21 protein-coding genes are annotated in these 24,333 nt (G+C 53.5%); 13 read left to right on the top strand and 8 right to left on the bottom strand.

Annotated features, from left to right (window positions below; all coding sequences use genetic code 11):
• Positions 1-24: 24 nt before the first annotated feature.
• The 3 genes from rlmB to nsrR all read right to left on the bottom strand — a co-directional run bounded on the left by rlmB (position 25) and on the right by nsrR (position 3,751).
• Positions 25-759 carry a 23S rRNA (guanosine(2251)-2'-O)-methyltransferase RlmB gene (gene rlmB, locus J5067_RS16645; RefSeq protein WP_264644679.1) on the bottom strand — a complete coding sequence of 245 codons (735 nt, stop codon included), beginning with the start codon at positions 757-759 and terminating at the stop codon, positions 25-27.
• A gap of 62 nt (positions 760-821) precedes the next feature.
• Positions 822-3,284, bottom strand: a complete 2,463-nt coding sequence (gene rnr, locus J5067_RS16640) for a ribonuclease R (protein ID WP_264644678.1) — start codon at positions 3,282-3,284, stop codon at positions 822-824.
• A gap of 41 nt (positions 3,285-3,325) precedes the next feature.
• On the bottom strand, positions 3,326-3,751 hold the full coding sequence (gene nsrR, locus J5067_RS16635) for a nitric oxide-sensing transcriptional repressor NsrR (protein ID WP_264644677.1): 426 nt from the start codon (positions 3,749-3,751) through the stop codon (positions 3,326-3,328).
• A gap of 996 nt (positions 3,752-4,747) precedes the next feature.
• On the opposite strand from nsrR, the gene J5067_RS16630 reads away from it, so the two are divergent.
• Complete coding sequence (locus tag J5067_RS16630) at positions 4,748-6,244, top strand: zinc-dependent metalloprotease family protein (protein ID WP_264644676.1); 1,497 nt, start codon at positions 4,748-4,750, stop codon at positions 6,242-6,244.
• Between the two features lie 84 nt (positions 6,245-6,328).
• Here the strand turns inward: J5067_RS16630 and J5067_RS16625 are convergent, their stop codons facing one another.
• Positions 6,329-7,249: a GntR family transcriptional regulator gene (locus tag J5067_RS16625; protein ID WP_264644675.1), complete on the bottom strand. Its 921-nt coding sequence runs from the start codon at positions 7,247-7,249 to the stop codon at positions 6,329-6,331.
• Between the two features lie 151 nt (positions 7,250-7,400).
• Here J5067_RS16625 and J5067_RS16620 point away from each other — a divergent pair, with 151 nt between their 5' ends.
• From J5067_RS16620 to J5067_RS16610, 3 genes are all read left to right on the top strand, one after another.
• Complete coding sequence (locus tag J5067_RS16620; RefSeq protein WP_264644674.1) at positions 7,401-8,414, top strand: zinc-binding alcohol dehydrogenase family protein; 1,014 nt, start codon at positions 7,401-7,403, stop codon at positions 8,412-8,414.
• Positions 8,415-8,472: 58 nt separating this feature from the next.
• Positions 8,473-9,759, top strand: coding sequence for an ABC transporter substrate-binding protein (locus J5067_RS16615; protein WP_264644673.1), 1,287 nt, complete (start codon positions 8,473-8,475; stop codon positions 9,757-9,759).
• A gap of 102 nt (positions 9,760-9,861) precedes the next feature.
• Positions 9,862-10,977: a glycoside hydrolase family 105 protein gene (locus J5067_RS16610; protein WP_264644672.1), complete on the top strand. Its 1,116-nt coding sequence runs from the start codon at positions 9,862-9,864 to the stop codon at positions 10,975-10,977.
• A 61-nt stretch (positions 10,978-11,038) separates the two neighbouring features.
• On the opposite strand, the gene J5067_RS16605 is transcribed toward J5067_RS16610, so the two are convergent.
• Positions 11,039-12,085 (bottom strand): type IV pilus twitching motility protein PilT, encoded by a 1,047-nt coding sequence (locus J5067_RS16605; RefSeq protein WP_264644671.1) that lies wholly within the window; start codon positions 12,083-12,085, stop codon positions 11,039-11,041.
• A 22-nt stretch (positions 12,086-12,107) separates the two neighbouring features.
• Here J5067_RS16605 and J5067_RS16600 point away from each other — a divergent pair, with 22 nt between their 5' ends.
• The 8 genes from J5067_RS16600 (at position 12,108) to J5067_RS16565 (ending at position 18,061) form a co-directional block, all read left to right on the top strand.
• Positions 12,108-12,818 carry a YggS family pyridoxal phosphate-dependent enzyme gene (locus J5067_RS16600; protein ID WP_264644776.1) on the top strand — a complete coding sequence of 237 codons (711 nt, stop codon included), beginning with the start codon at positions 12,108-12,110 and terminating at the stop codon, positions 12,816-12,818.
• 90 nt (positions 12,819-12,908) lie between these two features.
• The gene (gene proC, locus J5067_RS16595) at positions 12,909-13,730 is read left to right on the top strand and encodes a pyrroline-5-carboxylate reductase (protein ID WP_264644670.1); all 822 of its coding nucleotides are present in this window, start codon (positions 12,909-12,911) and stop codon (positions 13,728-13,730) included.
• Between the two features lie 44 nt (positions 13,731-13,774).
• Positions 13,775-14,329 (top strand): YggT family protein, encoded by a 555-nt coding sequence (locus J5067_RS16590; RefSeq protein ID WP_222158092.1) that lies wholly within the window; start codon positions 13,775-13,777, stop codon positions 14,327-14,329.
• Positions 14,326-14,619 carry a DUF167 family protein YggU gene (gene yggU, locus J5067_RS16585; protein WP_264644669.1) on the top strand — a complete coding sequence of 98 codons (294 nt, stop codon included), beginning with the start codon at positions 14,326-14,328 and terminating at the stop codon, positions 14,617-14,619. Before J5067_RS16590 ends, yggU begins: the two co-directional genes overlap by 4 nt.
• A gap of 82 nt (positions 14,620-14,701) precedes the next feature.
• A complete protein-coding gene (rdgB, locus tag J5067_RS16580; protein WP_264644668.1) occupies positions 14,702-15,307 on the top strand; it encodes an RdgB/HAM1 family non-canonical purine NTP pyrophosphatase in 606 nt (201 codons plus the stop codon).
• Positions 15,300-16,436, top strand: coding sequence for a radical SAM family heme chaperone HemW (hemW, locus tag J5067_RS16575; protein WP_264627893.1), 1,137 nt, complete (start codon positions 15,300-15,302; stop codon positions 16,434-16,436). The genes rdgB and hemW overlap by 8 nt, the downstream gene beginning before the upstream one ends.
• A 151-nt stretch (positions 16,437-16,587) precedes the next feature.
• Entirely contained in the window at positions 16,588-17,181 is a 594-nt protein-coding gene (locus tag J5067_RS16570; RefSeq protein WP_264627891.1) for a hypothetical protein, read from the top strand.
• A 286-nt stretch (positions 17,182-17,467) separates the two neighbouring features.
• On the top strand, positions 17,468-18,061 hold the full coding sequence (locus tag J5067_RS16565) for a hypothetical protein (protein ID WP_264644667.1): 594 nt from the start codon (positions 17,468-17,470) through the stop codon (positions 18,059-18,061).
• 23 nt (positions 18,062-18,084) lie between these two features.
• Here J5067_RS16565 and J5067_RS16560 read toward each other — a convergent pair whose 3' ends face one another.
• Genes J5067_RS16560 through aas form a run of 3 tightly spaced genes read right to left on the bottom strand, consistent with a single transcriptional unit; the run spans position 18,085 to position 21,946 of the window.
• Entirely contained in the window at positions 18,085-18,540 is a 456-nt protein-coding gene (locus J5067_RS16560) for a GNAT family N-acetyltransferase (RefSeq protein WP_264644775.1), read from the bottom strand.
• 32 nt (positions 18,541-18,572) lie between these two features.
• A complete protein-coding gene (gene lplT / locus J5067_RS16555; protein WP_264644666.1) occupies positions 18,573-19,793 on the bottom strand; it encodes a lysophospholipid transporter LplT in 1,221 nt (406 codons plus the stop codon).
• Positions 19,790-21,946: a bifunctional acyl-ACP--phospholipid O-acyltransferase/long-chain-fatty-acid--ACP ligase gene (gene aas, locus J5067_RS16550; RefSeq protein ID WP_264651585.1), complete on the bottom strand. Its 2,157-nt coding sequence runs from the start codon at positions 21,944-21,946 to the stop codon at positions 19,790-19,792. Before aas ends, lplT begins: the two co-directional genes overlap by 4 nt.
• A gap of 687 nt (positions 21,947-22,633) precedes the next feature.
• Here aas and J5067_RS16545 point away from each other — a divergent pair.
• The gene (locus tag J5067_RS16545; protein ID WP_264644664.1) at positions 22,634-24,301 is read left to right on the top strand and encodes a methyl-accepting chemotaxis protein; all 1,668 of its coding nucleotides are present in this window, start codon (positions 22,634-22,636) and stop codon (positions 24,299-24,301) included.
• Positions 24,302-24,333: the final 32 nt, after the last annotated feature.

Genomic DNA, 24,333 nt, shown 5'->3' with positions numbered 1-24,333 from the left:
CGCTGATGTACAAAAGCGGCGTGGTTACGCCAGACGCTGCCTGACCGCCTCAAACAGACAAACGCCGGTCGCGACGGAAACGTTAAGCGACGAGACGCTACCGGCCATCGGGATACTGATCAACTCATCGCAGTGTTCACGCGTCAAGCGGCGCATCCCTTCCCCTTCCGCGCCCATTACCAGCGCCAGCGGGCCAGTCAGCTTGCTTTGGTAGAGCGTATGATCGGCTTCACCCGCCGTCCCAACGATCCACACCTGATTTTCCTGCAACACGCGCAGCGTGCGCGCCAGATTGGTCACGCGGATCAACGGAACATTTTCCGCGGCCCCGCAGGCCACTTTTTTTGCGGTGGCATTGAGTTGCGCAGAACGATCGCGCGGCACAATGATCGCATGCACCCCGGCGGCATCCGCGTTACGCAAGCACGCACCGAGGTTGTGAGGATCGGTAACACCATCCAGTACCAATAAAAACGGCTGTGCTACGCTTGCCAGCAGAGCCGGCAGATCGTTTTCCTGATACTGGCGCCCCTCTTTAACCCGCGCCACGATCCCCTGATGCACCGCCCCTTCAACCTTGCTATCCAGCCATTGACGATTCGCCACCTGAATCACGATGCCATTGGCTTCCAGGGCGGCGATCACCGGTTGCAAGCGGCGATCTTCACGCCCTTTCAGGATGAACACTTCCAGAAAACGCTGCGGATCGCGTTCTAACAGGGCGTTGACTGCGTGGATACCGTAAATAATTTCGCTCATTGATACTCTTCAAACGTGGTGTGTTAACGAACGGCGGAAACTCCGCCGTTCGCTGCGGGCATTTACTGTGCCGCGTTCTTTTTACTGGCGCGTTTCGCCTTGGTGGCGGCGGCGATCTTACGCGTTTTTTCGACGTTTTTCTGCGTCTTGTCGGTCTTTTTCTTCGCTTTGGCCTTGGCTTTCACCTTATCGGGCGCCGCCTTTTTCCCTGCGCTTTCGTCCTTGCGGAACGCGCTATCAGGTTCAAAATTGGCCGGCTTCTTACCACCGCGACGTGGGGGCCGAGCCTCACGGCGGACAGGTTTTTTCGCCTTGTCGCGTGCGGTCTTGCCTTCACCGCGCACTTTACGGGTGCTGGAGAGCAGAGAGAAATCGATATTGCGTTCGTCCATATTGACCGCTTCCACGCGAATTTCGACTTCGTCACCGAGACGATAGACTTGCCCGCTCGATTCACCGATCAAGCGTTGACCTATATTGTCATAACGGTAGTAGTCGTTATCCAACGTGGAGACATGCACCAGACCGTCGATAAACAGATCGTTGAGGCGGACGAAGAAGCCAAAGCCGGTGACGCTGGCGATGATCCCGGTAAAGGATTCTCCCACGTGGTCCTGCATAAAGTCACACTTCAGCCAGTCGGCGACATCGCGTGTCGCTTCATCCGCACGTCGCTCGGTCAAAGAACAGTGCATGCCCAGTTGCAGCATCTCATTCAGATCGCTGTGCCAGCCGCCGGTCGGCGTCCAGCGTTCACGGCGATCGCTCAACAAATACTTGATGCCGCGGTGCAGTGACAGATCGGGATAGCGGCGAATCGGAGACGTAAAGTGACCGTATGACGTCAGCGCCAGACCAAAGTGGCCGCGGTTTTCCGGATCGTAAATCGCCTGCTTCATCGAGCGCAGCATCATGGTTTGCAGCATTTCATGATCGGGGCGTTCCGCCACCAGCGTCATCAGTTCGGCGTAGTCTTTGGGCTCCGGTTTCATACCGCCTTTCAGCGTCAACCCAAGCTCACCCAGCACGCTACGCAACGCCAGCACATGGTCTTCACTCGGGCGATCGTGCACCCGGAACAGCGCAGGCTCCTGATTTTTCTCAACGAACCGGGCCGCCGAGATGTTAGCCAGGATCATGCACTCTTCAATCAGTTTGTGCGCATCGTTGCGCACCATCGATTCCACGCGTTCGATACGGCGTTCCGCGTTAAAAATAAACTTCGCTTCTTCGGTTTCAAAGGCAATGCCGCCGCGCTCTTCGCGCGCTTTTTCCAGCACCTGATACATCTTGTGCAACTCTTCCAATCCGCCTACCAGCGGCTGGTAATGCGCTCGCAGCTCCGCATCGCCTTGCAACATATGCCACACCTTGGTGTAGGTCAGGCGCGCATGGGAACGCATCACGGCTTCGTAGAATTTGTAGGTCGTCAGCTTGCCGGTGGCAGAAATGGTCATCTCGCACACCATACACAGCCGATCCACGTCCGGGTTCAACGAACACAGGCCGTTAGACAGCACTTCCGGCAGCATCGGCACCACTTGCGAAGGGAAATAAACCGAGGTACCGCGCGCCCGCGCTTCATGATCCAGCGGCGTATTGGGGCGCACGTAATAGCTGACATCGGCAATCGCAACCCACAGACGCCAGCCACCACCGCGTTTTTTCTCGCAGTAGACCGCATCGTCAAAATCGCGCGCGTCTTCACCGTCAATCGTTACCAGCGGCAGCGAGCGCAGATCAACGCGCCCTTTTTTCGCACTTTCCGGCACCTGTTCGTTGAAATCTTTGATCTGTTCTTCGACCTGTTTCGACCAGGTGTGCGGGATATCGTGGGTGCGCAGCGCGATATCCACCGCCATGCCGGTGCCCATTTTATCGCCCAGGATCTCGACAATCTTCCCGATGGCTTTGGTGCGACGCGTTGGGCGCTGGGTTAACTCCACCACCACCATGTAGCCCATGCGAGCGCCGTTGATGTTCTCTTGCGGGATAAGGATGTCGAAGCTCAGGCGGCTGTCATCCGGCACCACAAACCCCATACCGGCATCGAGGAAGTAGCGACCGACAATCTGCCCGGTACGCGGTTCCAGTACCCGCACGATACGGCCTTCGCGCCGCCCTTTGCGATCGGCACCCAGCGGTTGCGCCAGCACCACGTCGCCATGCATGGTGCGTTTCATCTCTTCAGCCGACAGGTACAGGTCGTCCTTGCGCCCTTCTACGCGCAGGAAACCAAAGCCGTCGCGGTGGCCAAGGACCGTGCCGCGCAGCAAATCCAGTTTTTCCGGCAGCGCATAGCATTGGCGGCGGGTAAACACCAGTTGACCATCACGCTCCATCGCGCGCAAACGGCGGCGCAGCGCTTCTTGCTGCTCTTCCGTCGTCAATGCCAAATCGGTTGCCAGTTCGTCACGGCTGATGGGCGTATTGCGTTTTTCGATGTGGGCCAGAATGTATTCGCGACTGGGGATGGGTGATTCGTATTTTTCTGCTTCACGTTCCAGGAATGGATCTTGGGACATTGCGGTTCCTCCGTTGTCTTCAGCAGAAGGCTGAACGGACTTCATTCAACCAACAATAATTTATAAAGCGGCGGGTTCTCTTTCACCATATCGGCCAACGTATGTTGGTCCAGTTCGGAGAGAAAGCGCTGAACGCCCTGTTGCAGCACCAGTTTTAACCGGCATGCCGGCGTGATGTGGCAAAACTCATGGTTGCAGTTCACCAGAGACAGCGGCTCCAGCGCGCGCACCACATCGCCTATGCGGATGGTTTCCGCGGGCTTGCCCAAACGGATGCCGCCATTTTTTCCGCGCACCGCCATCACAAAGCCAGCCCGACTAAGTTGATTGATAATTTTGACCATATGATTACGAGAGACGCCATACACTTGCGTCACTTCAGTAATATTCGTCATCTTGCCTTCAGGCAGTGATGCCATGTAGATAAGCGCGCGTAATCCGTAATCCGTAAAACTGGTTAACTGCACAGAAACCTCGGATACCCTCGGGTATCGGTAAGAACGTCGCAACCATGCTCATCGCATCAACGTTCGTCAAATCATCAAAACCCATGCTGGCAGCACTCCCTCGCTTGTTTTGCACTACCAAGGCATCACAGCCAAAGGAAGCAAAAGTGAGGCTAACACGGACGATAAATCACATAAGAGCTAGATTTACTAGCAATAATAAACCAGTCGCGAATGATCCGGCGAATTATTTAGCATATTCGCTGGGTTTACGCATTGATTGCTTCCTTACATCGGTGAATTGCCATAGGTTGGGACTTCATACCTGACGGGAGGAGAGATTCAGAGCCTCGTGACACACTCACTTGACATCCCTGCTCAGCAGTCGGGTGATACGAGCAAGCAAACGGTTACCATAGATAAACGCTCTACTTGCAAAGCAAACCGCCAACAAAGAGGTAAACATGAATTTACATTTTAAATGACAATCTATCGTACACTTGACAAGCGATCAATTATCTCCCTTTGTCAATTTCCTATGCTATCAATTGGTTACTTAGCTATCGTTAAGTGCAAATTTTTACTGAATGTCTGAAAACAAAATGAAGCGCAATGTAGCCTGGAAAAAATATTGTCAAGGCATCTAATCATTACATCACACTTCTTAATTATTACTTTGTTGATAAACAATGAATATTGTCAAAAACCACTTTAAAAATAAATTGAAGGCTACCTATAAATAAAAAAATAATTCAATACCTAACAACTTATATTCATCAATAACAAAACAATCATAGATAAAACCCCCTACAAAAACTAACAACAAGATTATACTGAATATAACTCTGGGCCTTAAAAAAACCAGAGAGAGAAATAAGAAAAAGACCACAAAATAAAACAATAATTTAGAATCAAAAAACCTTAACCTGTTAATTATCAAGGTGAAATCAACGTGTTATTCTATCTGTTACCAACATAAATAATGAGCAGTCTCATTTTATTTATAGAGAGGTATGTATGCAAGCCTATAAAGCCATAGTGATATTAATCATATCATTATTTTCATTCAGCTCAAATAGTTACGCTGTATATCTGTATAATATTGATGATGAGGGTAGTTCTGTAGAAAGTCTAAAAATATTACTGGGAGAGCCGACCACTCAAGAGTTAGTCGTCGCGAAATTAAATATTTATCAGCTAAACAATGAAATAAAAAAACTAGAAATACCCATAAACACTAACTTGGTGGTTAGCTCAGAACTTATCAGTTTTGAAACAACAGATGCACAGGCCGCCGTTTGGCAAGGCAGAATTGTAAAAGTCAACAAAGGAGGTTACATTGATAATGTATTTCAAAATTCAGTAGACAGCTTTGTGACTCTGATTAGGGCAGACAACAGACTCACCGGAATGATCTCTATCAGAGGGAAAATATATACAATCAAGCCATTAGATGAATATAGAGTTGCAATTATCACTCTGGACAGCAGCAAGTTCCCTGATGAGGGTGAGCCTATAAATGTCCCTGACACAGAGACCAGTCCAGTAGCGCCACCCACAGACTTAGCACAAACACCTTTTAACCCCAATGCAACAAGCGAAATTAATATCTTAATGATCACAACCCCTGAAGCTTTTAATCAAATAGGTGAAGCTAATTATAGGGGATTTATCAGCATGGCAGCCAAGACATTGCAACAAAATGCCCTTAACACCAATCTCAGAATACGATATACCGTCAGTGATATCGTCACCAATATCGCAGAGAGAGGTCGAAACCAGCACCAATTACTCGCGGCTATGCAGACCCCCAATAACGAGTTGGGTCAATTTGCAGCATACCAACGTAACCGTGCACGGGCAGACCTGGTTCAATTAGTCGTCGCCTATAATGGCGTTTGTGGGTTAGGAAACCACTTGGACGGCTCCTTACACCACTTTAGGTATTGGGGGTTTAGCACCGTCTGGCACAGATGCGTCGATAATTTTACCCATGTACATGAATTCGGTCATAATTATGGTGCCATGCATGACCGAAACACCGAACAAAACCGCTTTTTCCCGTGGGGATTTGGTTTTCGGGATACGGCAGTGGTTCCTGGGTTTAGCACAGTGATGACAAGTTGCAACGGTTGCAGCAGAATCAATATGTTTTCCAGCCCGTTATTAGCACCTAATGGTCGCCCCATGGGAACCACAATGGAAGATAACCGGCGAGTGGTCGATCAAACACGCCACAATGCCGCGCTGGTTTTTCCAAAAGATCCTGGTGGTCCTGTCGATCCCGAATATCCTGTAGATCCTGGTTATCCCACAGGCAACTACGACCATGTGTTTCCAAGCGGTCTATCCACCTACCGAGCAGGAACACGTGTTTTACAGCCCAGAAATAACCTTATCTACGAGTGCCGTCCATTCCCCAATGAGGGCTTTTGTAGGCAATGGTCGCCAGCTTCCCCACAATTTGAGCCAGGTTTCGGTGCAAGTTGGCCACAGGCGTGGATACTACGGTGATAACTGCTGGAGCTATTTGTTATAGCCCCTTGTTATCTACCTGCGAGTTCCATCCGGCATAACCCCCTCCCGCCAACGCGGTATTCAGGACGCCGCGTTGGCGGGCATTTGCCGCTCCATCGAGTCAATCATCGACTGCTTCGCGGTGTCCAAATGGCGGCGCAGCTCACGCATCGCGAGCAGATCGTTGCGACACAGCATCGCGCTCAGCAGCGCCAAATGCTCCTCCACCGCCAGCGTATTGCGCTGTTTGAGCGAACGCTCGTCCCACTGATAGTGAAAGTGGAACACTACCGAGATTATCTCGCTCATCTGATCGAAAAACGGATTATCCGCAGCAGAAATAATCAGTTGGTGCAGTTGCTGATCCAGCGGCGAAAACAGGCGATAGTATTCCTGAATATGGTTACGCAGTTCACGATGGCTCTCCAGCAACTCTTTCACCGTGATCCAACGCGGATCGCGGTCAGGCAAGTTCATAAAGGCGTTCAGCGCATGCGTTTCCAGCATCTCCCGCAGTTCGAACAGTTTTTCGGCATAGGCCTGATCGAACTGTTTCATGCGCCAATAACCCCGGCGCAGGCTCTCGATCAGATCGTAACGTGAGAAGCGCAGCAGAAACTCGCGCACCACCATCGGCCGGACGTGGCACCGGCGTGCCAGTTGCAGTTCGGTAAAGGCATCGCCCGGCACAATCTGGCGCTGGTTGATCATGTGATAAAAGCGCTTTTCGAACAGTGCGGTCTGTTCCTCCAGCGTTTCGGCGATCACATCAAAACCGTCATTGTTCTCCGGCACGCGCGCAATGTGATATTTGCCGCCTTCGCGCACCACGATGCCGCGCTCGGCCAGGTAATCCAGCGTATGCATCACCGTCGTGCGACTGATATTGAACATCTCCGCCAGCACCGCCTGCGAAGGCAGAGGAGAGACCAGCGAAGCCTGATTTATCGCATCGATAAACTGGTTAATCACATGCTGGCGTAAGGTGGGTGTACGACTCATACAGGACCTTATTTGGTTTTTTATTCATTAAAAACCGATTAAGAGCCAAAGTCAGTGTGATTTATCACATTACTGAAAACTCTCTGCAACATGGGGCCCTGTTTTAGGAAAAGATAACGGCACCAGGTGAAATTGATGTAGAGAATAAAAAATGAAAAGTCTTATATGCCGACAACCAACACAATTTGAATATAAAGAACGACCCGTGCCAACACCAGCGGAAAACGAAGTATTATTAAAAGTCAAAACGGTCGGCATATGCGGCACCGACATTCATGCCTGGGCGGGGAAGCAGCCTTTTTTTAATTATCCTCGCGTACTCGGTCATGAAATTTGCGGTGATATTGTTTCCATAGGAAATAATGTCACTCGTTTTCATATTGGCCAGCAGGCTGCGGTTATTCCTTATCTCTCTTGTAACACGTGCAGTGCCTGTTTAAATCATCGTCCGAATTGCTGCGAAAATATCTCGGTTATCGGCGTACATCAGGACGGCGGCATGGTGGAATATATCGCTGTGCCGGAAAGCAACGTGCTGCTGGCAGAAGGTATCGATCCGGCCGCTGCTGCGCTGATTGAACCCTTTGCCATCAGCGCTCACGCCGTCCGTCGCGCTGAATGTGTACCGGGCGACAGCGTACTGGTGGTGGGCGGCGGCCCGATTGGGCTGGGCGTCGCGGCCATCGGCCTGGCGGACGGCCTGAATATCGCGCTGGCCGATACCCAGGCAGAGCGGCGAGCGCATACCCATAATCTGCTAGGCATACCGGTGCTGGACCCGGCATCCCCTCAGTTTGAACAACAACTCCGTGCCACCTTCCAGGGAGAACTGCCTAACAAAGTGATCGATGCCACCGGAAATGAAATCGCGATGAATAACAGCGTCAATCTTATTCGTCACGGTGGACAAATTATTTTCGTTGGTTTATTTAAAGGAAATCTCTCATTTTCCGATCCTGATTTTCATAAAAAGGAGACGACCATGAAAGGAAGCCGAAATGCCACCCATGAGGATTTTGCCAAAGTGGCGACATTGATGAGTGAAGGGAAAATCAGTGCGGAAATGATGTTAAGCCATCGGTTTGACTTTTCGTCTCTCGCTGCGATTTATGAAACTGAAATAGTCAATAATAAAAATCTGTTGAAGGCGGTCGTGGAGTTTTAATCTCACTCTGCGGAATCATCGGACGAATGCCTTACCCTACAAAAATAATGAGGTTGCTATGAAAATAAAATTACTGCCCTTATGTTTTGCTGTGAGTTTTGCCGTAACAGGAATCGCTGGCGCACAGGCGCAAACCAAAGAACTGCGCTTTTCCTGGTGGGGGGGCAACCAGCGCCACCAGGCCACGCTCGCTGCCATTGCCGCGTTTGAAAAAGCGCACCCGGACGTCAAGGTGAAAGCAGAGCCCGCCGGGTGGGATGGCTACCTCTCCAAATTAACCACGCAGTTGGCAGGCAACACCGAACCGGACGTGATGCAAACCAACTGGAACTGGCTGGTGCTGTTCTCCAAGGACGGCAACGGTTTCTATAACCTCAACAATGCCAAAGGGATAGACTTGACGCAGTTCTCCCCGCAGGCGCTCAAAATGACCAGCGTGGACAACAAGCTTAACGCTATTCCTGTCGCCATGACGGGGCGCTCCATGTATTACAACCCGGTGCTGTGGCAAAAAGCGGGGTTGAGCTACCCACAAACCTGGGATGACATGCTGGCTGCCGGTCCGGTTTTTAAACAGAAACTGGGCGACGATCACTACCCGTTCGTGCTGGCTAACCACGACACTACCATCATGACGTTTCTGAACTCGTACATGATTCAGAAATACAATAAAACCATGATCGATGATAAAACCCAATCCTTCACCTTTACCCCGCAGGAGTGGCTGGACTACTTCGGGATGTATAAAAAGCTGGTGGACGGGCACGTCATCCCCAACATGAAATTTTTCGCCGCCTACGGCAAAACCAACGCCTGGGAAATTCCCAACTGGCTGGAAGGCAAGATTGGCGGAGTCCACACCTGGAGCACCGACAACACCTTCTCCGGTAGCCTGAAAGCACCGGCTACGCTGGAAGTGGGGCCTTATCCAACATTGCCGGGCGCCAAAGACAGCGGCATGTTCTACAAACCGGCCATGATGCTCTCCATCGGCAAAAATACCCGCTATCCGCAGGAGTCTGCCCAGTTGATCAATTTCCTGCTGAATGCGCCGGAAGGGGTCAGCGCCATGGGGCTGCAACGCGGCGTGCCGCTGAGTCAGGTTGCCAGCAAACAGTTGATGGATGCGGGTACGCTCAATGCCACGCAGTTGCCCGTGCAGGGGCTGAAGCAGGTGGAATCGCTGTACGGCAATATTGCGCCGTCACCCTATATGGAGAACCCACAGTTGCTGGCCTCGTTCCTGGAACACCTGCAAAAATACGATTACGGCCAGATGACGCTGGAAGAGATGGCACAGTCGTTCCCCAAATCGGGGCAGCGTATCCTGAAAAAAATCATGTAATACCAACACCTACGCTACGCATCCGTGTGGCGTAGGCGCTATCAGTAATGGGTAAACCGTTTTATTCTGTCACTACGATATTTGTAAACATGCGAGAAAACTATGAACGCCTTTGACACTGCGCACACGGACACCGCGGCAGCCGCAAGCCGCTACGACGCGATTTATCAAAAACTTGAGCTGCTGTTCAATGAGATCATTACCGTTCGCACGGACGATGCCGCATTGAAGAAGCTGAAGGTGATCGCTTCAGATCTCTCGATCGAAAACTGGGACTGGTCGCAAGGCGTGGGGATCTACGGTATCTGGCGTCTTTATCAGGTCACGGGCGAACAGCGTTATCTGGACTATGTGCTGGCATGGTATCAACGCCGCCTGGCAGAAGGGTTGCCGGAGAAAAATATCAACCGTATGGCACCGATGCTGACGCTCACCACCATGGGGATCGCCCAGGAGAGCCGCGAGCATCAAGCGCTGATCGAGGAATACGCACACTGGATTGAACATGAACTGCTGCGCACCCAGGAGAATGGGTTCACCCACTGCACCAGCGATCACCTCAATGAAGAGCAGCTCTGGGTCGATACGCTGTTTATGAGCGGTCTGTTCTACGCCCGTGCCAGCGCCTATCTCAATCGTCCTTCCTATCTGGACGAGGTCAGCTATCAGTTCCTGTTGCACATCAAATACCTGATCGACAGAGATACTGGGCTGTGGATGCACGGCTGGAACTTCAGCGGCAACGGCAACTACGGCAAAGCATTGTGGGGACGCGGCAACGGTTGGGCCGCCATCAGCACCGTCGATTTCCTCGAGATGCTGGACCATCAAGATGCCAGCCACCAGATGATCCTCAACACCTTCCGCCGTCAGGCCGATGCGGCCGTGCGCTATCAGGATGCCAGCGGTATGTGGCGCACCCTGCTTAACCAGCCTGACAGCTACCTGGAGGCCTCCGGCACCGCCGGTTTCACCTACGCGCTGTTGAAAGGCATTCGTCTCGGTCTGCTCGATGAACGCTATCACGATGCCGCCTGGAAAGGCGTCAATGCCCTGCTGAGCCGCATCAGTCCACAGGGCGAAGTGGCGGATGTCTCCGCAGGAACCTCGGTCGGGCACGATCTCGACCACTATCGCAAGATTGCCATCAAACAGCGCGCGTATGGTCAGTCGCTTACCATGCTGGCGTTGACAGAGGCATTGGCCGGGCTGAAGTAGCTTCGAAATTCTGGCAGCTCCGTGGCGTATCGGGCCGTCGCGGGGCTTTTTTCAGCGTTGTTTACTGCGCCGTGTGTGGCGTAAAGGCCTGCTCCGCATCCGGTGGCAACAATCCCGCGTTCCAGCGCTGCTGCCAGCTGTGCGCAAAGGTTTGCATCCCGCTTTGGCCGCCCATTTGCAACAGGCCAGGCAGTTGATGGCTTTTCCCCTCACGAATCAGGTTGGCTACCGCCGTATTTGCCAGCAACACTTCATACAGGGCAACGCGCCCGCCACCGCGTCGTAGCACCAGTTGCTGCGCCACCACACCTTGCAGACACAGCGCCAGTTGGCTGCGCACAAAATCCTTCTCCTGTGCGGAAAACACATCCAGCAGACGTTCTACCGCCTGTGCGGCACCGCGCGTATGCAGCGTCGCCAACACCAAGTGCCCGGTTTCTGCCGCCGTTAACGCCAAGCGAATGGTTTCGCCGTCGCGTAATTCCCCCAGCAGGATCACATCAGGATCTTCACGCAGCGCGCCGCGCAAGCCGTGGGCAAACGACGGGCAGTGCACGCCGATTTCACGCTGTTGAATCAGGCCGCGATTTGCGGAAAGCGCGGAGGAGTAGACAAATTCAATAGGGTCTTCCAAGGTAATAATATGACAAGCCCGCTGCTGCCTGAGCGCATTCACCATCGCTACCAATGTGGTGGATTTTCCACTGCCGGTTGCGCCTGTCACCAGAACCAACCCGGCGGGTCGCGTTATTAACGATGAAAGAATTGGCGGCGCATGCAGTGTTTCCAACGCGTGCGCCGTTGTTGCAATGGTGCGCAACGCAACGGAAAGCCCGGCATGCTGGCGAAACAGATGCGCGCGCAGCCGAATGCCGTCGGGTGTGGTCAACGCGCCATCCGCCTGCCCCTCGGTGTGTAATTGCTGGCGCTGAAGGGCCGTCATCCAACTTTCGCCCCAACGTTCCAGTTGCGCAGCGCTGCAACAGGCGCTGGCCTGTACCGGTTGTAGCTCGCCATCAATACGCCACATCGGCGGATATCCGCTACACAGGTGCAGATCGGAGGCATTCTGTTTTACACTACAGGTTATCCACTCATTGATATCCATAGATCCCATCCTTAGCATGACCATGAACCCGATTGAGCAGAATCTACAGAACGTCAGAGAGAAGATCGCCACCGCCGCCACCGCATGTGGACGCGACCCGCACGCGGTGACCTTGCTTGCCGTCAGTAAAACCAAACCTGTGGCGGCGATCGAAGAAGCGATTGCCTGCGGGCAGCGAGGTTTTGGGGAAAATTATGTACAGGAAGGCGTGGACAAGGTGCTTTATTTCCGTGAGGCCCTGCCTCAGGTGGAATTACAATGGCACTTTATCGGACCACTGCAATCCAATAAGAGCCGCCTGGTTGCCGAACATTTTGACTGGTGCCACACCGTCGATCGCCCTAAAATCGCCCAACGCCTGAGCGAACAGCGTCCGGCGGCGTTAGCGCCGTTGAACGTATTATTACAAGTGAATATCAGCGGTGAGGCCAGCAAATCGGGGATTGCACCGGCAGATCTTCCTGCCTTGGCCGCCAGCGTCGCGGCACTGCCGCATCTGACACTGCGGGGTCTGATGGCGATTCCGGCACCGGAAAGCGACTACGCACAGCAGTTAGCGGTATTTCAATCGATGAATGACCTGTTTGCGCAGTTAAAATTGCATTATCCTCAGGTGGATACCCTCTCCATGGGGATGACGGATGATATGAGCGCCGCGATTGCGGCAGGCAGCACACTGGTACGTATCGGCACCGCCATTTTCGGCGCGCGTGATTATCATCAGCATGGGTAAGCCTTAGCATGTATAAGCCTCAGCGTGGATAATCCCCGTCGGGGCTGAACCCTGCTACTGGCCGGTTGACGAAAACGAGAGAACATAAAGATGCAACACCGCAAGCTTACCTTTATTGGTGCCGGAAACATGGCGCAGGCCATTATCGCAGGGCTGGTTAACGGCGGTTATCCCGCCGATCGTATCCTCGTCTGTGCTCCGAGCGCCGCACGCCGGGATGCGCTGGCCCAGCGCTATGGCGTTATCAGCAGCGACGACAATCTGGCGGGCGCGCAGGACGCCGATGTCGTGGTGCTGGCGGTGAAACCGCAACTGATGGCAAGCGTGTGCGAGCCGCTGCGCGGCATACTGAACGTGCCGGGCAAGTTGGTGCTGTCCATTGCGGCTGGCGTCAGCGTGGCGCGTTTTCAAGCGCTGTTAGGAGAGCCGTTAACGCTGGTACGCATTATGCCGAACACACCGTCGCTGGTGGGTAAAGGCATGAGCGGCCTTTATGCACCCGCCAACGTATCGGCGGAGGATCGTGCCTTTAGCGCTGCGCTGATGCAAAGCGTGGGTAAAGTATGCTGGGTTGAGCAAGAGAGCGGCATTAACGGCGTTATCGCCGCCGCAGGCAGCGCACCGGCCTACTTTTTCCTGTTTATGGAAGCGATGCAGCAAGAGGCGATTCGCCAGGGATTTACACCGGAAAGCGCGCGCCAGTTGGTGCAGCAGGCCGCACTGGGTGCAGCCGCACTGGTCGAAGCCAGCCCGGACACGCCGCTTGCGACGCTGCGTGAGAATGTGACGTCCAAAGGCGGCACCACCGCAGAGGCTCTGCGGGTGTTTAACGAACGCCAACTGACACAAACTGTCGCCGATGCCATGCAGGCTGCCGTGCATCGCGCACAGGAAATGGAAAAACTGTTTTAACGCACCGTTATTCTCTATATAGCTGATAAGGAATCGATGTTTCTATGCTAACCCTGACGTTTCTGGTCAAGACACTGGTCGACCTGTATGTAATGGTGCTGCTGTTACGCATTTGGATGCAATGGTCACGCAGTGATTTTTATAACCCGCTGTCGCAATTCGTAGTAAAAATCACGCAGCCTATCGTCAGGCCGCTGCGCCGTATTCTGCCTGCACTCGGCCCTATTGATAGCGCATCGCTGCTGTTGGCGTTTCTGCTGACCACGCTGAAATACCCGCTGCTGATGCTTATTCAGGTAGGCGCTTTCGCGATAAGCCCGGTGAACCTGCTGGTGGGTTTGTTGGCCCTGCTAAAATCCGCGGGCTATCTGGTGTTCTGGGTGGTGATCATCCGTGCGCTGATGAGTTGGGTAAGTCAGGGACGCAGCCCGGTAGATTACCTGCTGTTCCAGCTCACCGAGCCCTTTATGGCACCGATTCGCCGTATTATTCCGGCCATGGGCGGTATCGATTTCTCGGCGATGGCAGTGATTTTGATCCTGTATCTCCTGAACTACCTCGGCATGGATCTGTTCCCGGAATTCTGGTTCCTGCTGTGAGTGCTATCGCTCTGCTGCCCGACGGGTTGGTCATTCGGCTCTATATTCAGCCGAAGGCCAGCCGTGACCAGATAGTTGGCCTGCACGGTGATGAGCTGAAAGTCGCCATCACGGCACCGCCGGTCGATGGTCAGGCCAACGCGCATTTGGTCAAATACCTTGCCAAGCAGTTCCGGGTGGCTAAAGGCGCGGTGAGCATTGAAAAAGGCGAGCTGGGCCGCCATAAACAGATTAGAATTGCTAACCCGCAGCACATTCCTACGGAAATCGCCGCATTGATCTCGCAGTAACCCACCGCAGGGTGCTGCGCATCGCAACAGATAACCCCCCGCCATTCCCTACGATGGCATTAACAGAATGCAGGACACACGCATGGATACCACGAGGCAAAACGTCGTTTTAGCCACCGGCAACCCCGGGAAAGTTCGCGAACTCGCCGATCTGCTGGCGGATTTTGGTATGAATATCGTCGCACAAACCGAGCTGGGCGTTGATTCTGCCGAAGAGACCGGGCTGACCTTTATCGAAAATGCACTGCTCAAAGCGCGCCACGCGGCACAGATCACCGGGTTGCCTGCGGTTGCTGATGACTCAGGTCTTGCGGTTGATGCGTTGGGCGGCGCGCCGGGCATTTATTCCGCGCGCTACGCCGGGGTTGACGCCAGCGATCAAGCCAATCTGGACAAACTGCTCGATGCCATCAAGGATGTGCCTGACGAACAACGCGGTGCCAGCTTCCACTGCGTGCTGGTCTACCTGCGCCACGCCGATGATCCGACGCCGCTGGTCTGCCACGGCCGTTGGCAGGGCGTGCTGACGCGTGCAGCAGTGGGTGAAGGCGGCTTCGGCTATGATCCTATCTTCTACGTGCCGGGCGCCGGCAAAACCGCCGCAGAAATGACGCGCGATGAGAAAAATGCGCTGTCGCACCGTGGTCAGGCGCTGCGTTTGCTGCTGGATGCGCTGCGTCATGCATAAACTACCGCCGCTCAGCCTTTACATTCACATTCCCTGGTGTGTGCAAAAATGCCCGTACTGCGATTTTAACTCCCACGCTCTCAAGGGCGAGGTGCCGCATCAGGAATATGTGGATCACTTATTGGCCGATCTGGATGCGGATCTGCCACTGAGCGGCAACCGGGCTCTCAGTTCAATCTTTATTGGCGGCGGCACGCCCAGCCTGCTGAGCGCTGAAGGCATGCAGGCGCTGCTCGATGGCGTGCGCGCCCGTCTGCCGCTTAGCGCTGATGCCGAGATCACCATGGAAGCCAACCCCGGCACGGTAGAAGCCGATCGCTTCAGCGGCTACCAGCGCGCGGGAATTAATCGTATTTCGATTGGCGTGCAAAGCTTCAGTCCGGAAAAACTGACGCGTCTCGGGCGCATCCACGGCCCGGAAGAGGCCAAGCGGGCCGCGCATCTGGCGGCCGGTCTTGGACTGCGCAGTTTCAATCTGGACCTGATGCACGGCCTGCCAGATCAGACGCTGGAAGAAGCGCTGGACGATTTGCGTCAGGCGATAGCACTCAATCCACCGCATCTGTCGTGGTATCAATTGACGATTGAGCCGAATACCCTGTTCGGTTCGCGCCCGCCGGTGCTGCCCGATGATGACGCGCTGTGGGATATTTTCGCGCAGGGACATGCGCTGCTCACGGCCGCAGGCTATCAGCAGTATGAAACCTCTGCCTACGCCAAACCCGGCTATCAATGTCAGCACAACCTCAACTATTGGCGTTTTGGCGATTATCTGGGGATAGGGTGTGGCGCGCATGGCAAGATCACCCGTGATGACGGAAGTATTCTGAGAACCGTCAAAACCCGCCATCCGCGCGGCTATATGCGCGGCACTTACCTGGACCAGCGCAATGCGGTGCAAGCGGAAGATCTGCCGTTCGAATTCTTTATGAACCGCTTCCGACTGCTGGAACCCGCGCCGCGCAGTGAGTTCAGTGGCTACACCGGCCTGGCAGAAAGCGTGGTGCGCCCACAAATAGACTGGGCGGTGGCGCAAGGTTACCTGACGGAAACCGCTACTCACTGGCAGGTTACCGAACACGGCAAGCTGTTTTTAAATTCTTTGCTGGAAGGTTTTTTGGCGGAATAACCTCTACCGTATTAAGAACACAGGTGACCGGTGAGATAACATTTATCGACACCTGTCATCGCCAGAAAGGAATAATGCCTGTTTTTTTATTGTGAGCGCCCTCTTGAGATGATAATTTCACGCCCCTGCACGGCACTGAAGGACATTATCAATGATCTTAAAAATTTACTCACCACCAATCATCAACGTAAATACCACAGATCAAGCAACCAGGAAATCCGCACCTGAAAATAGCCTCTATAGATCTATCAGCTTTACCGAAAACTCGAGCAATGACATCAAAACAAAAGCAAAAGAAATATCAATAAAGTATGACCTCCTTGTCGACGATGTTTTATGTAATACACCGGGCGTCCAGAAAAATCAGAGGGAGCGCCTTCGTAATATCGGATTTGCCGTCACAGCATTAGAGCAGGTTACCAAAAAAATTTCGCCCGTTACCGAGAAAAACCCAACGTTGGGTTTCGCTTTTACAGAGAAAATAAAAAACATCTGCGAAGCGCTCCCCGTCGATAGAAAAAGAAACTTCACGCATGATGATGCTTATCTTTTGCGTGGAAGTAACTTTATTTCTGAGTTTCTTGCATCACAGGAAACATCAGTCGACAAGATAAGTTATGCGCAATTGTTGCATCTCGGGGAAAAAATGAGAAAAAACAGCACTAACCCCACCGCTATTAACGACACATCAATGAATAAATTCTTAACCGTTTGGGAACTTCGTAATGAATTAGCGCAATACTAGAGTTGATTATCTTATCTACGTCAGCTTACCTGCATCACAACAACACAGGTAAGCATATCAAAAAAAACGTTTATTTAGTATTGACCACGAGGACTGCCCACGGAGCACCGATTTCAGTTCAGTAAACATGGCACTATGCCCAAACTTTACCCCGTAGATTAATCAATATTAAATAAAACGCTAACACCCATGGCCGTTCATATTTTATACGTTTAATATCGTACAACGTTCAATATCTCACACTATTTCCCTCAATGGTACTTGAATAAATATAAGGATCATATTTATGTTCGGAACAATTCAACCAACCACATCATCAAATGGATGTCATGGCCTGGATACAGATAAAACCGCCAAAAAAGGTCATTTGCTTTTGGATTCGTGCCATGCCATAACCAATGTCCCCTTGGAACTTAACATCAGGGAAATGGAAACGCGGTTGTTCCAGATGGCAATAAAGAATAATTATATAAAAGACATACCCTCTTTAAAAGAAAGCATCCTACAAAATGATCGGTTACACTCACTCGGCATGGCGGTGACCACCGTTGCCAACATTGATATGATTAACAATGCCTATCCTCACCAAAAAATAACAGTGGATATGCAGACAGCAAAAATCGTCAACGAAATATGTGACAACACGCCAAGGGATAAAGCCATTGATATTGGTAAAGACAGTGCCATCAATAATCGAGGAAAAGCATTTATTTCTGGTTTCATTGCTGAATCATCGCCTATTGATGTGACACATTACGCACAGGCTCTGGATATTGGTTATCGCAGTCAGTTTAACGATATTGATCCTGTAATGATTGATCAATTTACGGGCTTATGGAAAATTCGTTTAGAAACATCAAAGCCCGTAGATATTCATTGATATTGTGCTCGCAGAAAAGAAGTTTAATGCGGCGATTGCATATCAATGTGGGGGATCCCATCCTCATCGTACACTTCACTGCAAGGCGTAAAGCCAAAGCTGCCGTAAAAGTGCTGTAAGTGGGCCTGCGCCGAGAGGAATTGCGGCTTGTCAGCCCAGTGACGCGCGCAAACCGCCAGTACATGCTCCATCAGCAGGTGTCCCACATGCTGCCCGCGCGCGCTGGGTGCAACGATAACGCGCCCAATCTTCACGCTGTCTTTTGCCGTCTTGGGGGCCAGCAACCGAGCGTAGGCCACCATTTTTCCTTGATGATACGCGGCCACATGGCGATGGCTGTCCACCAGATCTTGTCCGTCAATATCCTGATACGGGCAGTTCTGCTCAACCACAAACACCTGATTGCGTAACGCCAGAATGTCATACAGCGCATACAGATTCAGATCCTTGGCACACCAATCGTGCCAAATCAGGTTCATTTTCATTTCCTGTGCCATTACCGCCATGTTATCTATTCCTTCGCCCCACCGATTAAACGTCGCGCACGCGCCGTCGTCACCCACAGCACCACAATACTTAAGGCAAATAATACGCCAAACCCAACGCCAATGCCGAGCACCGGAACCCCCAGTTTCACCACCAGCGAGTAGAGGCCGAGCATCAGCAGCATCGCGGTGTTTTCACCCAAATTTTGTACCGCAATAGCGTTACCGGCCCCGACGCTGATACGTCCACGTTCCTGCAACAGCGCATTAAGCGGCACGATAAAAAAGCCCCCCAGCGCGCCGATAATCACCAACAGGCCATAGGCGCCAATCAAATTGGTCTGCAAGGTAAAAAAGACCACCGCGACGCCGATCAGCACCCCGGCAGGCAGGCAACGGCGCACGGTTTTCAGCGTAATCAATTTGGCCGCCAGCGCCGCACCTAACACAATCCCCACCGCCACCATGGCATTGAGTAGCGTCGGCGTAGCGTTATCGGTAATACCGAGCGCCAGTGGCACCCACAGCACCAGCAGGAAGCGCAGCGTCACGCCTGCGCCCCAAAACAGGCTGGTGCCAATCAAAGAAAGTCTGGCATCACCGTCACGCCACAGCGTGATCGCCGCGGAGAAGAAGCCTTGCGCCATGCGCTTCGGGTGCCAGGAGGTGCCCGGTCGCGCCGCGTTCAGGCGTGGGATCATCAGGTTCGCCGCCAGCGCAATGCCATAGGCCAACGCACAGGCACCCAACGCCAGATACAGATTCCAGTCAGCCAACACACCGCCAGCGACCGAACCAATGAGAATGGCCGCAATGGTCGAGGCTTCCATCAGTCCGTTGGCTTTCACCAACTGATCGCCGTGGGTGATCTCGCCGAGAATGCCGTATTTGGCCGGTGAGTAAGCCGCCGCCCCGACGCCAACCAACGCGTAGCCCAGAAAGGGATTGCCTCCCACGCAGATTGCCAGGGCTCCTAACAACTTCAAGGCGTTGGCGAACATCATCACCCGCCCTTTGGCAAAGCTGTCGGCCACTTGCCCGACAAAAGGGGCCAGTACGATATAGGCCGCCACAAATCCCATTTGCAGCACCGGCTGGCTCCATTCGGGATAGAGCAACGATTTGATCAGCGCCAGCGTGGCAAACAGCAGCGCATTATCACCAAACGCAGAGAAAAACTGCGCAACGATGACCGCATTCATGCTGCGCGACAGCAGCGGCGGCATGGCACCTTCCGGCGTACTCATTCTGCGCCCTCCGGTTGCTCTGCCATCTGGCGCAGCGTGACGAAATCCGGCTTGCCGCTGCCCAGCAGAGGCAGCGCTTTCAGCACGCGAATATCACGCGGTACCGCCAGTTCCGGCACGCCGCTGCTGCGCGCCTGCGCCAGCAAACGCTCACGCGTCAGCGTACTGTCAGTGGTAAACAGCACCAGCGCTTCCCCTTTGCTGCTGTCGCTTTTCGCGCTGGCAGCGTGTTGTTTATCCGCAGAGACTTGCTGCGCCAACTGCTCCACGCTCTCCAGCGACACCATTTCTCCGGCCAGCTTGGCAAAGCGCTTCACCCGGCCCACGATGGTACAAAAGCCCTGCGCATCCAAATCGACAATATCACCGGTGTCATACCATCCCTCTTGCCGCTCGCCGTCGGCGTTTTCCGCCACCGTGCGCTCCAGCACGCCGGGATTTTCTACCCGCAGATATCCCTTCATCACATTGGGGCCACGCAATTGCAACCGACCACCGCGTTCGATGCCCGGCACCGGAATCAACCGGGATTCAATCTCTGGCAGCAAGCGCCCTACGGTATGCACCTTTGCGGCCATCGGAACGTTAATCGCCACCACCGGCGCACATTCGGTAACGCCATAGCCTTCAAGGATGCGGATACCGAATTTATCCTGCCAGACGTTACGCACGTTCTCAGACAGCTTCTCAGCGCCGGCAACCACGTAGCGTAAGCGAGCAAAATCATAAGGATGCGCCACGCGCGCGTAGTGTCCAAGGAAGGTGGAGGTGCCAAACAGCACGGTACAATTCTGATCGTAAACCAGCTCAGGAACGATGCGGTAATGCAGCGGACTGGGGTAAAGGAAAACGCGCGCGCCGGTCAGCAGCGGCGTAAACAATCCCACGGTCAAGCCAAAGGCATGGAACAGCGGCAGCGCCGACATAAAGCGATCGCGCGGGGTAAAATCCGCCACGGTGCGAATCTGCTCGACGTTCGCCAACAGGCTGGTGTGAGAGTGCACCACGCCTTTCGGGTTGCCTTCGGAGCCGGAGGTGAACAGGATCATCGCGGCATCGTCTGGCTGATGCGGCACCATGGCGCGCACCGGAAACAGCAGGTGGAATAAAATCCACGCTTTGTCGGCCAGGGTCACCGTACCCTTCAAATCTTCCAGATACACCCAGTTGGCCTCTTTCACCTGCTCCGGCAGGTGGGTCAGTTTCCCTTTTTCCAGAAACTGACGCGAGGTGACGATGGTTTTGATTTCCGCCGCCAGCATGGCGCTCTTAATCCCTTTTGCCCCCGCCGTGTAGTTCAGCATGGCAGGCACGCGAGCGCGCAGCGAGGCACCAAGAATGGCCGCCGCCGTCACCGTAGCATTGGGCAGCAGCAGGCCGACGTGCTCTTTCTCCCGGGTAAAACGTTGCAGGATGCGGCCAACGCCGAGGGATTTTTTCAGCAGCCCTTGATAACTGTCTTCACTGAAGGCGATATCCGCGATGGACGGCGAGCTGTAGCCATAGCGCTGACAGGCACAGAGAAATGCCTGATACAGCGTCTGGCGCGGGCGCGTTTCCATACGCGCAGCCATCATGATGCGGTGCAGGTGCTCACCCGCCAGCTCGCGCCGTTCGCGCGCGCTGCCCGCTACCGGCATCGGTAATGTGGTCGGCGGCAAATAAGAGAGGGTAACCTGAGGGAAAAGGCGCTGCTTAAACGTACCTTTAAGGCGACCAAACGGGCTGAACGCAATGCCTTCAATGCGCACCGGCACCAGCGTAGCGCCCGATTTTGCCGCGACAAAGGCAGCACCGCTGTAGATTTTCATCAGGGAGCCGGTCACGGTGATACGCCCTTCGGGAAACACCACCACCGGGCGGCCCTGCTCAATCACTTTGATAAGCCCTTTGATCGCCAACGGTTTGGTGGGATCGAGTGGCACAAAATCGATATAGGGTTTCAGGAAACGCATAAACCAGCGATCGCTGATGCTGGAATAGACAGCAAACACCGGCTTAATCGGCAAAAACAGCGCCAACAGCACACCGTCTAAAAATGACTGGTGATTTGGCGTAATCAGCAGTTTTGATTGTTTAAATACCGCACTATCGCCTTCAATCCGTACGCGATACAGGCGCTGGAACAGCCAACGCAGCAGGGTGTATATCATTCCTTCTCCCATAGTCAGGCCATCAGCGTGCCGGAAGCAGGCTGGCCCTTCACAGTTAAACGACCACATAAAAACGGCGGGACATTCAAACTACTATAGCTAGCAGACGAGTGTCAGGGCAACAGTGCCACACGCATGATGCAGAAATAACGAGAGAAAATGGGAAAGGCGGGGAGCAAACGACAGGCAAAAAAAAACCTACGCATCCGCGTAGGTTGGTGCAATTTCATGGTTCAATGTACTTCTGCGATTCACTCGACAGAGTCCATCGATTTACCACCAATCAATACCTCTGGGATGGACTACTCTAGAGACTCACCCTTGATGAGGCCAGTGGACAATCGCAAGAGTTCTGCTCTAAGTGCAACCAACTGTAAATTTCTGCCGAGTCATGTAAAGTCAGCCTCCCATATTGTGATAAAAATCCCCTTCCGGCCTGAAACGTGATCTACATCTCACGCTGAGCGGCCCTGCTTGCCGATAGCTATTTAGCGTTGCTCGGTGGATTTCTGGATGCAGTTGTCCTCGTCAGGGAAAACAGCACTGCATTTTACAGGAACAAATAACCACACAAATAACGTGTATTTAGGCGCTTTTTTCAACGGAATTGTTTCCCACTCACGCGCTACTATCAATCACGCTTGCATCGGGCAAGTTTACGAAATCGTATAAAGGTTATGGAAAATAATGAAGAATTATAAGATTGGCACCAGGCTTGCTGGGGGATTCGGCTTGCTGATCCTTTTTTCTCTGGTCATGTTGGTCTCCGGGGTATACCAACTGAAACAAATCTCAAGCAGTACCGCATGGATGATGCAGGCACCGTTGCAGAAAGAGCGTCTGGCCGCAGACTGGCACGGCGCGCTGGTGGCAGGCGTACAGCGTAGTATGGCCGTTGCGATGAGTGACGATCCGGCGCTGGCAAAACTGTTCGAGGCGGAGAATGTCGCCGCGAGCAAAGAGAGCACCAAACGTCAGGATGCCTTTGCCAGCCTGATTTCAACGCCCGAAGAGAAAGCCCTGTTCGATAAGCTCGGGGAATTCCGTCAGCGCTATCTGGATAAACGTAACGCCATCACCGCCGCCAAAAAGGCCGGTAATATGGAACAGGCCAAGCAACTGTTCGAAAATGAATTTATGTCCGCATCGCGCGGCTATCTGGCTAGCGTAGAGGCGTTGAGCGAGCACCAACGCAGCGCCATCGATGAGATGGGGAAAGCCATCGACAGCAGCGCACGCAATGGCTATCTGTTTCTCGGGGTTATCGGTCTGCTGATTGCCGTGATCGGCGTGCTGATTGCCTGGGTATTAACGCGCAGTATTGTGCATCCGTTAGAGCGTGCCGTGCAGGCGACACAAGCGGTAGCCGATGGCGACTTAACCCATGACGTCCGACCGGAAGGGCGCGATGAAGCCGCGCAACTGCTGCACGCCCTGCACAACATGACCCAGCGTCTGCGTAACATCGTGGGTGAAGTGCGTGAAGGGTCTGAATCGATCGCCGGGGCGTCGGGGCAACTGGCGGCGGGCAATATCGATCTCTCCAGCCGTACCGAAGAGCAAGCCAGTGCGTTGCAAGAGACGGCAGCGTCCATTGAACAACTGGCTTCCACCGTGCGTCAAAACGCCGACAACGCCAAACAGGCTAACCACCTGGCGCAATCCACCGCCGGTCAGGCACAAGCGGGTGGGCAGTTAGTGACGGACGTGGTGAAAACCATGGGCGCTATCGATGCATCATCGAAAAAAATCGTTGATATCATTGGCGTGATTGACAGCATCGCCTTCCAAACCAACATTCTGGCACTGAACGCGGCGGTAGAAGCGGCTCGCGCCGGTGAACAGGGTCGCGGTTTTGCCGTGGTTGCCAGCGAAGTGCGTAATCTGGCGCAGCGCAGTGCCGGTGCCGCCAAAGAGATCAAGGAACTGATCGACCATTCCGTACAAACGGTGGAAGCCGGTAATCGTCTGGTGGAACAGGCGGGCGAATCTATTGTCGGGATCGTTAACGGTGTGCGGCAGGTGAGCGATCTGGTTGGTGAAATCAGCTCCGCCAGTCAGGAACAAACCCTGGGGATTGAGCAGGTGAACGTGGCCGTTAACCAGATGGAAACCACCACCCATCAGAACGCCGCGCTGGTGAATGAGGCTTCGGCGGCAACGCAGTCGCTGCAACAGCAGGCGGCACAGTTGGCGCGTACTGTCAGCATTTTCCGCCTGAGCAACCGGGAAACCAACGCTGCGTTAGCGGCTAAACCGCTGCCTGCGGCGGCACCGAGTGCGCTTCTGCTCAAGCCAGCGCTCGGCGTCAGCAAACCTGGTGCAGACAAAGAAGGCGATTGGACATCGTTCTGATGTGATGCATGACTCAGCTCGCCTCTCGGGGC

It is taken from the genome of Candidatus Symbiopectobacterium sp. NZEC151 (genome assembly GCF_025962655.1).
Taxonomy (GTDB): Bacteria; Pseudomonadota; Gammaproteobacteria; order Enterobacterales; family Enterobacteriaceae; genus Symbiopectobacterium.
This window is presented reverse-complemented; position numbering and strand designations above follow the sequence as displayed.